Here is a 10088-nt window from a genome sequence, read left to right as displayed (position 1 = left end):
AACGCCCGGACACATTCCGAACCCGGAAGCTAAGACTCGCAGCGCCGATGGTACTGCAGGGGCGACCCTGTGGGAGAGTAGGACACCGCCGGACATTCATTGAGGAGTGGCCACCCACAGCGTTCAATTGCGAGCGTTGGCGGGTGGCCATTCTTCGTTAACGGGGTCGCGCAGCGACCCCGAGAGTACGGTTGAGTCCACAGGACTCCCAGGCAGGACGACAGGAAGCACCCGTGAGCGATTCCACGCAGGACCCCGGCGAACGCCGGAAGGACGGAGACGGCGAACGTCGCGGAGGCCGCTCGGGACAGGGGGACCGGTCCGGAGCGCGCCGGCCGGAGGGCGGCCGCGGCGGTCAGCATTCGTCCGGTTCCCGTGACGACCGTGGCGGCCAGCGTTCGTACGGGTCTCGTGATGATCGTGGTGGCGAGCGGAAGTACGGTTCGCGTGATGATCGCGGCGGTCAGCGTTCGTACGGTTCCCGTGACGACCGTGGCGGCCAGCGTTCGTACGGTTCCCGTGACGACCGTGGCGGCCAGCGTTCGACCGGGTCTCGTGATGATCGTGGTGGCGAGCGGAAGTACGGGTCGCGTGATGATCGCGGCGGTCAGCGTTCGTCCGGTTCCCGTGATGATCGTGGTGGCGAGCGGAAGTACGGTTCGCGGGATGACCGTGGCGGCCAGGGCCAGCGTTCGTACGGTTCGCGTGACGACCGCGGCGGAGAGCGGAAGTACGGTGCATCGGATCGCCGTGGCGGGCCGCGTTCCTCAGGGTCGCGCGACGAGCGCGGTGGGGAGCGGGGATACCGGCCGCGCGACGCAGGTGATCGTCGGTACGGTTCGCGGGACGATCGTCCGGGCCGCGACGAGCGCCGGTCCGACCGGCCGGGTGGGTCGCGCGAGCATCGCTCCGGCGGTCGTGTCGCAGGCCGTCCCGCCCAGCGCCCGTCCGACCGCGAGCGTGCCCCGCGTCAGGCCGTGCACGGCGCGGCCGAGCTCGCCGTGCGTCCGCGGCACGACGATCCGCCGATCGCCGATCGCATCACGCCGAAGGATCTCGACCGGGCTGCCCGTGCGGAGCTGAAGACCCTCTCCAAGGAGAATGCGGAGGCGGTCGCGCGGCACCTCGTCGCGGCATCCGAGGCGCTCGAGGACGACCCGGTGCTCGCGCACCGGCACGCGCTGTCGGCGTCGCGCCGTGCCGGCCGCGTCGCAGTCGTTCGCGAGACGCTCGCGATCACCGCCTACGCCACCGGCGACTTCGCGCTCGCACTCCGGGAGTTGCGGACCTATCGGCGGATCTCGGGCAACGACGACCAGATCGCGCTCATGGTGGACAGCGAGCGCGGCGTCGGACGGCCCGATCGGGCCCTCGAGGTCGGCAGGTCGGTCGACCGTGCGACGCTGCCCGCCGCGGTGCAGGCCGCGCTCGCGATCGCGATGTCGGGGGCCCGCCTCGATCTCGACCAGCCCGACCTGGCGCTCGCGGAGCTCGAGGTGCCGCAGCTCGATCCTGATCGCGCGTTCTCGTACAGCCCGGCCCTGTTCGCCGCCTACGCGGAGGTCCTCGAGGAGCTCGGGCGTTCCGCGGATGCCGCGCACTGGCGCGCACTCTCCGAACGTGCCGAGGCGGCACTCGAAGGCGTGCGTCCCGACTTCATCGAGGTCTTCGAGCTCGAGGTCGAGGAAGAGCCGGTCGCCATCGATGCGGACGAGGCGCACCCCGAGTCCGACGGATCCGCCGAGGTGGATGCCGAGGCCGTTGCCCCCGAGGCCGCTGCCGCCGAGGCCGCGACCGACGTCGACGGCCCTGCCGAGGGCGACCCCGCCGATGCGATCGAACCCGAGGTGGCGGCGATCCTCGCGGAGACCGCGGACCCCGATGACGAGCGGGGCGACGGTTCGGACGCCGAGCGCGGATGAGCCCGCTCTTCGCTTCCCGGCGCGCCGCGTCGACGCCGCTCGACGGCGTCGACGCGGTCTTCGCAGACCTCGACGGCGTGGTCTACGCGGGGCCCCACGCGGTGCCGCACGCGGTCGAGAGCCTGAACGCCGTCGCCGAGTCGCTCCCGGTCGCCTACATCACCAACAACGCCTCGCGGAGCGACGAGCAGGTCGCGGCGCACCTGACCTCGCTCGGGCTGTCGCCCGCGGCGCGCGACGTCGTGACCTCGCCGCAAGCCGCGATGCGGCTGCTCGCGGCATCCGTCGCCCCCGGCTCGCTCGTGCTCGTCGTCGGCGGGGACGGCATCATCACCGAGCTGGAACGCGGCGGCTATCGGGTGACGCGCTCCGCGGACGACGCGCCCGACGCGGTCATGCAGGGCTTCCACCCGGATGTCGGCTGGCGGCAGCTCGCCGAGGCCGCGTTCGCGCTCAACGCGCACGGCGGACCCGGCGAGCCCGGCGGAATCCCCTGGATCGCGACGAACATGGACTGGACGATCCCGGTCGAGCGCGGCATCGCGCCCGGGAACGGCACGCTGGTCTCGGCGGTGCACACCGCCGCCGGCCGGTTCCCGGAGGTCGCCGGCAAGCCCGAGACCCCGATCTTCGACGAGGCGCGCGAGCGCTTCGGCGCCGAGCGTCCGCTCATGATCGGCGATCGCCTCGACACCGACATCCGGGGCGCGAACCGGGCCGGCATCGCCTCGCTCGTCGTGCTCACGGGCATCGACCGCGCGAAGCAGGTGCTGGCAGCGGATGCCGCGAGCCGGCCGGACTTCATCGTCGCCGATCTCCGCCAACTCCACGAGCCCTACCCGGAGGTCGAACGTCGCCGCGGCGGCGTGCGCGTCCGCGGCGCGGAGGTGCGGGTCGACGGACGTCGCGTCGTGATCGAGCGCGACGGCGACGATCCGCTCGACCTGCTTCGTGCCGCCTGCGCGGCGATCTGGGAGAGCGGGACCGCCATCCATGCGCTCGAGGTTCCGGAGCGGCTCTACCGCTGACCGGGGCGGGGCCGATCTCCGGGCCGTGCGCGTGCTGCGCGCGTGGGCCGAGCCGCGTCGACGGTGGCACCCGGTAGCGTTGAAGTCGTGAGCACAGGAGACTTCGACCCAGACGACCCGGTGGAGGCATCGGAGGATCTCGCGGTCGCGGCCGCCGACGCGCTCTCGTCGATCGAGGCGTCACCCCTGGACGAGCGCGCCGCAGGGTTCGACGCGATGGCCGAGCAGCTCCGGCGCGAGCTCGAGCGATCCGATCCCGCTCGGTCCACGAGCTGATCGGTGTCGACGCAGCGACTCGATGCGGCGCTCGCGGCGCGAGGACTCGCACGCTCGCGCACGCACGCCGCCACCCTCATCGCCGACGGCGCGGTGCGTGTCGACGGGCAGCCCGTCACGAAGCCCGCGCATCGCGTGGCCGACGGCGCCGTCATCGAGGTGGCCGCGGCGGACCACTACGTCAGTCGTGCCGCGCACAAGCTCATCGCGGCACTCGACGCCTTCGACGTGGACCCTGCGGGGCGGGTCGTCCTCGACGCGGGGGCCTCCACGGGCGGGTTCACGCAAGTGCTGCTCGAGCGGGGCGCCGCGACGGTGCTCGCGGTCGACGTCGGGCACGGCCAGCTCGCGCCGGAACTGCACGGCCTCCCCGGCCTGGTGCTGGTGGAGGGCTGCAACGTCCGTCACCTCGACGCGGCGACGCTCGAGCGCCTCACCGACGTCGACGAGCGGCCCTCCCTCGTCACGGCCGACCTGTCGTTCATCTCGCTCACGACCGTGCTGCCCGCGCTGCACGCCACGGCGGCGCCCGGCGCCGAGTTCGTGCTGCTCGTCAAGCCGCAGTTCGAGGTCGGGCGCAGCGGCACGCGCGAGGGCGTCGTGCGCGATCCCGCCGCGCGCGGCGACGCGGTCGCGAACGTGCTGTGGGCCGCGCACGACCTGGGGTTGCGCACGGCGGGCGTCCTGTCCTCCCCGATCGCGGGAACGCACGGCAACCGCGAGGTCCTGGTCCTGCTCAGCCCGACGCGGGGCGCTGATCCGTCAGAATGGTCCAGTCAGGTCCGAGCAGCGACGGGAGGCGTCACGGCGTGAGCGATGCGCGGAACTTCCTCGTGGTCTCCCACACCGGGCGGTCGTCGGCCCTCGAAGCGACCGCAGACGTGTGCGGGCAGTTGGCTGCAGCCGGAGCGGTGCCCGTCGTGGCCGCGGAGCAGTGGCACGACGTCATGACCGCGCTGCCCGAACTCGAGGGCGTGGTCAAGCGGTTCGAGGAGGTCTCGCCGAAGCACATCGAGCTCGTCATCGTGCTCGGCGGCGACGGCACGATCCTCCGCGCGGCGGAACTCACCCGCGACCACCCGGTCCCGCTGCTCGGGGTCAACCTCGGCCACGTGGGCTTCCTCGCCGAGAGCGAGCGCGACGACCTCGGCTACACCGTCGGCCGCGCACTCGCGCGCGACTACACGGTCGAGGAGCGCATGACGCTCTCCGTGCGAGCGAAGGTCGGCGAAGAGGTGGTGTACGAGGGCTGGGCGCTGAATGAGGCGACCGTCGAGAAGGCCGAGCGCGAACGCATGCTCGAGGTGGTCATCGAGGTCGACCGCCGCCCGTTGTCCTCGTTCGGGTGCGACGGCGTGGTGATGTCGACGCCGACCGGATCGACGGCCTATTCCTTCTCGGCCGGCGGCCCGGTCGTCTGGCCCGCGGTCGAGGCGCTGCTGCTCGTGCCGCTCAGCGCGCACGCGTTGTTCGCGCGTCCGCTCGTCGTCGGCCCGGACTCGTCGCTCGCGGTCGAGGTGCTCCAGCGCGCCGAGGCGACCGCGGTGATCTGGTGCGACGGCCGACGGATGTTCGAGCTGCCGCCCGGTGCGCGCGTCATCGTCCGCCGATCACCGGTGCCCGTGCGTCTCGCACGACTCCACCAGGCGCCGTTCACCGATCGTCTGGTGAACAAGTTCCAGCTTCCCGTCACGGGATGGAGGGGGCCGGTCGCCGGTGATTGAGGAACTCGGAATCCGCGATCTCGGCGTGATCGCCGAGGCGACGCTGCCGCTCGGTCCCGGCTTCACGGCCGTCACGGGCGAGACCGGCGCGGGCAAGACCATGGTCGTCACCGCGCTCGGGCTCCTGCTCGGCGCGCGCTCCGACGCGGGCACGGTCCGCTCGGGCGCGAAGCAGGCGTGGGTCGAGGGGCGCTGGCTGCTCACCGACCCCGAGGCCGTCGCCGAGCGCGTCGCCGACGCCGGCGGCGAGATCGACGCGGGCGAGCTGCTCCTCGGCCGCTCCGTCTCCGCGGAAGGGCGCAGCCGCGCGATCGTCGGCGGCCGGAGCGCCCCGGTCGGCGTGCTCGCCGACCTGGCGGACCACCTCGTCGTGGTGCACGGCCAGGCCGACCAGCAACGACTCCGCTCGGCGACCGCGCAGCGCGAGGCGCTCGACCGGTTCGCCGGGCCCGAGCTCGCCGGCGTGCATTCGGCGTACCGCGACGCGTATCGTGCCTGGCGCGCCGGAGCCGACGAGCTCCGCTCCCTCCGCGAGCATCACGATGAGCGGCTGCGCGAGGCGGAGGAGCTCCGGCTCGCACTCGACGAGCTCGAGACCGCCGACCCGCAGCCCGGCGAGGACGACGCGCTGCAGGAACGTGCCGAGCGCCTCACGAACCTCGAAGACCTGCGGCTCGCCGCGGCCCAGGCACGAGAGCTCATCTCGGCCGAGGTCGCGGGCGACGACACGCCGGACGCCATCACCCTCGTCGAGTCGGCGCGCCGCCACGTCGACCGGGTGGTCGCACACGACCCGGCCCTCGCGCCGATCGCCGAAGCCGTCGCGAGCGCCGGCTTCGCACTCGCGGATGCCGCGACCGAGCTCTCGGGGTACCTCGCCGGCCTCGACGCCGACGGCGCAGCCGAGCTCGAGGCGGTGCAGGAGCGTCGCGCGATCCTCGCGAACCTCGCGCGCCGGCACGGCACGCTCGACGAGGCGATCGCCTTCCGGCACGGCGGCGGGCTCCGCCTCGTCGAGCTCGACGGCGACGACGACCGGATCGAGGCGTTGGAGCGAGACGTCGAGCACCGCGCGGCCGAGGTCGACGAGCTCGCCGACCGGATCAGCGCGCTGCGCGCGGACGCCGCATCCCGCCTCGCCGCCGAGGTCACCGCGGAGCTCGGCGCGCTCGCCATGCCCGACGCCGAGCTCACCGTCACCGTCGAGCCCCTCGCCGAGCCCACCTCGCACGGCCGCGACCAGGTCTCGATCCTCCTGCGCCCCCACCCCGGCACCGAGCCGCGGCCCGTCGCCAAGGGCGCATCGGGCGGAGAGCTCTCCCGCGTGATGCTCGCGATCGAGGTCGTCATCGCCGGAGCCGATCCCGTGCCGACGTTCGTGTTCGACGAGGTCGACGCGGGTGTGGGCGGTGCCGCAGCGATCGAGATCGGCCGCCGCCTCGCCCGCCTCGCCGAGCGCTCGCAGGTCATCGTCGTCACCCACCTCGCCCAGGTCGCCGCGTTCGCGTCGAACCACCTCAGCGTCGTGAAGGGCACCGACGGTCGCGTGACCGCGTCGAGCGTCCGGCAGCTCGAGGGCGCCGAGCGCGAGGCCGAGATGGCACGACTGCTCTCAGGACTGGCCGACTCCGCGTCCGGGCTCGCGCATGCGCGCGAGCTCCTCGAGATCGCCGACGCCGACGCGGCCTGACCGGCGACACGCCCGGAGGATCGCGGATCTCCGGCCGTGATCGTCGGGCGGTTCTCCTGCGATCTCGGGCGACGAGGCATCCGCCGGCGCGGTTCGGCGAAGGTTCGGTCCATTCCCAGCCTCGAGTCGGATAGACTACAAGCCCGTGGTGGATGATCGCGGCGCAGACAATTCGAACGACACGACCAAGCACATCTTCGTGACCGGTGGTGTCGTTTCTTCTTTGGGCAAGGGCCTGACGGCGGCAAGCCTCGGCAACCTGCTCACGGCGCGGGGCTTGCGGGTGGTGATGCAGAAGCTCGACCCCTACCTCAACGTCGATCCGGGCACCATGAACCCGTTCCAGCACGGCGAGGTTTTCGTGACCGACGACGGTGCCGAGACCGATCTCGACATCGGTCACTACGAGCGATTCCTCGACATCGACCTGTCGCAGGCGGCCAACGTCACGACCGGGCAGATCTACTCGACCGTCATCGCCAAGGAACGACGCGGCGAGTACCTCGGCGACACGGTCCAGGTGATCCCGCACATCACCGACGAGATCAAGCGCCGTATGCGCCTCCAGGCGACCGAGACGCCGAAGCCCGACGTGATCATCACCGAGATCGGCGGCACGGTGGGCGACATCGAGTCGCAGCCCTTCATCGAGTCGGCCCGTCAGGTGCGACACGAGCTCGGCCGCAAGAACGTGTTCTTCGTGCATGTCTCGCTCGTGCCGTTCATGGGCGCGTCGGGGGAGCAGAAGACGAAGCCGACGCAGCACTCCGTCGCCGCGCTGCGCTCGATCGGCATCCAGCCCGATGCGCTCGTGCTGCGCAGCGACCGGCCCGTCACCGAGTCGAACAAGCGAAAGATCGCGCTCATGTGCGACGTCGACGAGGCGGCCGTGGTCAACGCGGTCGACGTGCCATCCATCTACGACATCCCAACGATGCTCCACGAGCAGGGCCTCGACGCCTACCTCATCGAAGCGCTCGGTCTCGACGACAAGGCCGCCGACGTCGACTGGTCGGCGTGGGCCGACCTGCTCCGCGTGGTCCACGACCCGGCGCACGAGGTCACCATCGGGCTCGTCGGAAAGTACATCGACCTGCCCGATGCCTACCTGTCGGTCACCGAGGCGCTCCGTGCAGGCGGGTTCGCGAACGACACCAAGGTCAACGTCGAATGGATCCCGTCCGACGAGTGCCGCACGCCCGAGGGGGCGAAGGAGAAGCTGTCGCACCTCGACGGGATCTGCGTGCCCGGCGGCTTCGGCGTGCGCGGCATCGAGGGCAAGCTCGGCGCGCTGCACTTCGCGCGCGAGAACGGCATCCCGACGCTCGGCCTCTGCCTCGGCCTGCAGTGCATGGTCATCGAGTACTCGCGCAACGTCGCGGGGCTCCCCGGCGCATCCTCGAGCGAGTTCGACCCCGACACCGAGTTCCCGGTCATCGCGACCATGGAGGAGCAGGTCGAGATCATCGCAGGCGGCGACCTCGGCGGCACCATGCGACTGGGCCTGTACCCGGCGGCGCTCGACGCGGGCTCGATCGTCGCCGAGCTCTACGGTGCGACCGAGGTGTCCGAGCGGCACCGTCACCGCTACGAGGTGAACAACGCGTACCGCGACCGCATCGCCGAGGCCGGCATGGTCTTCTCCGGCATGTCGCCGAGCCGGCACCTCGTCGAGTTCGTCGAGCTGCCGCGCGACGTGCACCCGTTCTACGTGGCCACGCAGGCGCATCCCGAGCTCCGCAGCCGTCCGAACGATGCGCACCCGCTCTTCCGCGGCCTCGTGGGTGCGGCGCTCGAGCGCCGGCAGGCGAGCCTGCTGTTCGACGACGTCGAGGACGCCTGACATGACGCGCGAGGTCGGCGGGACGGTGGAACCGACCGCCGACCTGCCCGTCGACGAGTGGGTCGACCTGCCGGTCCTGCACCGCGAGACCGTGTTCGAGGGCCGGATCTGGGACGTGCGACGCGACACGCTCGAGTACGGCCCGGACACGGCCAGGATCGTCCGCGAGTACGTGGCGCACCCCGGTGCCGTCGCGATCCTCGCGCTCGATGACGAGGACCGCGTCCTGCTCATCAAGCAGTACCGCCAGCCGGTCCGTGCGCGCGAATGGGAGATCCCGGCGGGCCTGCTCGACAGAGCGCAGGAACCGCCGCTCGAGGCGGCCAGGCGCGAACTGGCCGAGGAGGCGGACCTCGTGGCATCCGACTGGGCCGTGCTCGCCGACTACTTCACGACGCCCGGGGGCAGCGACGAGGCCATCCGCATCTTCCTGGCACGAGGCCTCGCGGCGGCACCCGAGGCGCACGCTCGCGAGGACGAGGAGGCCGACATGGAGGTGCGGTGGGTCGGGCTCGACGACTGCGTCGACGCCGTGCTCGCACGTCGGGTCGGCAACCCCTCGTTCACCGTCGGCGTGCTCGCGGCCGCGGCCGCGCGTGCCCGGGGCTGGGCGACGCTCGGACCCGCCGACGCACCGTGGTCCGCGCACCCGAACCACAGGCCGGCCGCCGGGTGAGCTCGCGCGCGGTCGACGACTACCTGCGCCACCTCACGGTGGAGCGAGGACTCGCGCGCAACAGCCTCGCCTCGTACCGTCGCGACCTCGCGATCTACACCGACTGGCTGGAGGCCGCGGGCATCGCCGGACCGGAGGCCGCCGTCGAGGCCGACCTGTCGGCCTTCGTCCGCTACCTCGGCTCCGAGCGGCGACCGACCCTCGCGGTCTCGTCGATCGCGCGGGTGCTCTCCGCGGTGCGCGGCCTGCACCGCTTCCTCGCCGAGGAGGCGCGCACGCCGACCGACCCCGCCAAGGACCTCCGCCCGCCGAAGCTGCCGATGCGGCTGCCGAAGGCGATCCCGGTCGAACAGGTCGCCGCGATCATCGAGGCCGCGCGCGTCGGCGACGAGGTCACCGCGCTGCGGGACGTCGCGCTGCTCGAGCTGCTCTACGCGACGGGCGCGCGCGTCTCCGAGGCCACCGCCCTCAACGTCGACGACCTCGTCGACGAGGAGGTCGTGCGACTCTTCGGCAAGGGGGGCACCGAGCGCATCGTCCCCGTCGGCAGCTACGCGAGGGCCGCGCTCGACGCCTACCTCGTGCGCTCCCGCCCCGTGCTCTCGAAGCGGGGGAGTGCGACCCCCGCCCTCTTCCTCGGCGCCCGCGGCAGGCGGTTGTCGCGACAGGCCGTCTGGCAGGTGCTGCGGGATGCGGCGGAGCGTGCCGGGGTCGAGGCATCCGTCTCGCCGCACACGCTGCGCCACTCGTTCGCGACCCACCTGCTCGCGGGAGGTGCGGACGTGCGCGTCGTCCAGGAGCTCCTCGGGCACGCCTCCGTGTCCACGACCCAGATCTACACGCTGGTCACGGCCGATACACTCCGGGAGATGTACACGGTCGCCCACCCTCGCGCTCGTTAGAATCGACCAAGCATTCCGGAATCGACG

At 72.2% G+C, this 10088-nt stretch carries 9 protein-coding genes and 1 rRNA gene; all 10 read left to right on the top strand.

The features are described from left to right. Positions 1 to 94 (top strand): 5S ribosomal RNA (rrf, locus tag ACFVHK_RS11225); the annotation flags it as partial. An 883-nt stretch (positions 95 to 977) separates the two neighbouring features. Further along, positions 978 to 1922, top strand: coding sequence for a hypothetical protein (locus tag ACFVHK_RS11220; RefSeq protein WP_376928879.1), 945 nt, complete (start codon positions 978 to 980; stop codon positions 1920 to 1922). Next, a complete protein-coding gene (locus ACFVHK_RS11215) occupies positions 1919 to 2950 on the top strand; it encodes an HAD-IIA family hydrolase (protein ID WP_129235288.1) in 1032 nt (343 codons plus the stop codon). Before ACFVHK_RS11220 ends, ACFVHK_RS11215 begins: the two co-directional genes overlap by 4 nt. Before the next feature lie 87 nt (positions 2951 to 3037). Next, entirely contained in the window at positions 3038 to 3226 is a 189-nt protein-coding gene (locus ACFVHK_RS11210; protein ID WP_376928878.1) for a hypothetical protein, read from the top strand. 3 nt (positions 3227 to 3229) lie between these two features. Next, positions 3230 to 4039 (top strand): TlyA family RNA methyltransferase, encoded by an 810-nt coding sequence (locus tag ACFVHK_RS11205; protein WP_376928877.1) that lies wholly within the window; start codon positions 3230 to 3232, stop codon positions 4037 to 4039. Continuing rightward, positions 3994 to 4950 (top strand): NAD kinase, encoded by a 957-nt coding sequence (locus tag ACFVHK_RS11200; protein WP_129235291.1) that lies wholly within the window; start codon positions 3994 to 3996, stop codon positions 4948 to 4950. The genes ACFVHK_RS11205 and ACFVHK_RS11200 overlap by 46 nt, the downstream gene beginning before the upstream one ends. Continuing rightward, positions 4943 to 6640, top strand: coding sequence for a DNA repair protein RecN (gene recN / locus ACFVHK_RS11195; protein WP_376928876.1), 1698 nt, complete (start codon positions 4943 to 4945; stop codon positions 6638 to 6640). Before ACFVHK_RS11200 ends, recN begins: the two co-directional genes overlap by 8 nt. Before the next feature lie 148 nt (positions 6641 to 6788). Continuing rightward, positions 6789 to 8483 carry a CTP synthase gene (locus ACFVHK_RS11190; protein WP_376928887.1) on the top strand — a complete coding sequence of 565 codons (1695 nt, stop codon included), beginning with the start codon at positions 6789 to 6791 and terminating at the stop codon, positions 8481 to 8483. A gap of 1 nt (position 8484) precedes the next feature. After that, positions 8485 to 9159: an NUDIX domain-containing protein gene (locus ACFVHK_RS11185; protein WP_376928875.1), complete on the top strand. Its 675-nt coding sequence runs from the start codon at positions 8485 to 8487 to the stop codon at positions 9157 to 9159. After that, entirely contained in the window at positions 9156 to 10061 is a 906-nt protein-coding gene (gene xerD / locus ACFVHK_RS11180) for a site-specific tyrosine recombinase XerD (RefSeq protein ID WP_376928874.1), read from the top strand. The genes ACFVHK_RS11185 and xerD overlap by 4 nt, the downstream gene beginning before the upstream one ends. Positions 10062 to 10088 lie beyond the last annotated feature (27 nt).

Origin of the sequence: Agromyces binzhouensis (assembly GCF_042672355.1) — a bacterium.
GTDB lineage: Bacteria > Actinomycetota > Actinomycetes > Actinomycetales > Microbacteriaceae > Agromyces > Agromyces binzhouensis.
Note: the sequence above shows the minus strand (reverse complement) of the source record. Positions and strands in the feature narration are given on the sequence as shown.